The 278-nt window shown below is 53.6% G+C and carries 1 protein-coding gene; it reads right to left on the minus strand.

The genetic code is table 11. The annotated features are described in order from the left end of the window. On the minus strand, nt 1-278 hold a 278-nt coding region (locus SB752_RS32325), incomplete at both ends, for an AAA family ATPase (RefSeq protein WP_410719484.1).

A 278-nucleotide genomic window follows, 5' to 3' on the forward strand; every position in this document is an offset into this window, starting at 1 on the left:
CCTGGCTCATCGCGAGCGTCCGGCATCACCGACACAAACTCGAACCGGCGACGCAGCGCGGTATCCAGCAACGCAAGGGATCGGTCTGCCGTGTTCATTGTGCCGATAATATCGACATTGGCTGGCACCGAAAAACTTTCGCCGGAATACGGCAAAGCTACAGAAACGGCGTTCACAGCTCCTTCGCGTTTATCAGATTCGATCAAGGTGATCAGCTCGCCAAAGATTTTGCTGATGTTTCCCCGGTTGATCTCGTCAATCACCATCGCGAATTTCTG

The organism is Brevibacillus sp. SIMBA_040, from assembly GCF_046535075.1.
Taxonomy (GTDB): domain Bacteria; phylum Bacillota; class Bacilli; order Brevibacillales; family Brevibacillaceae; genus Brevibacillus.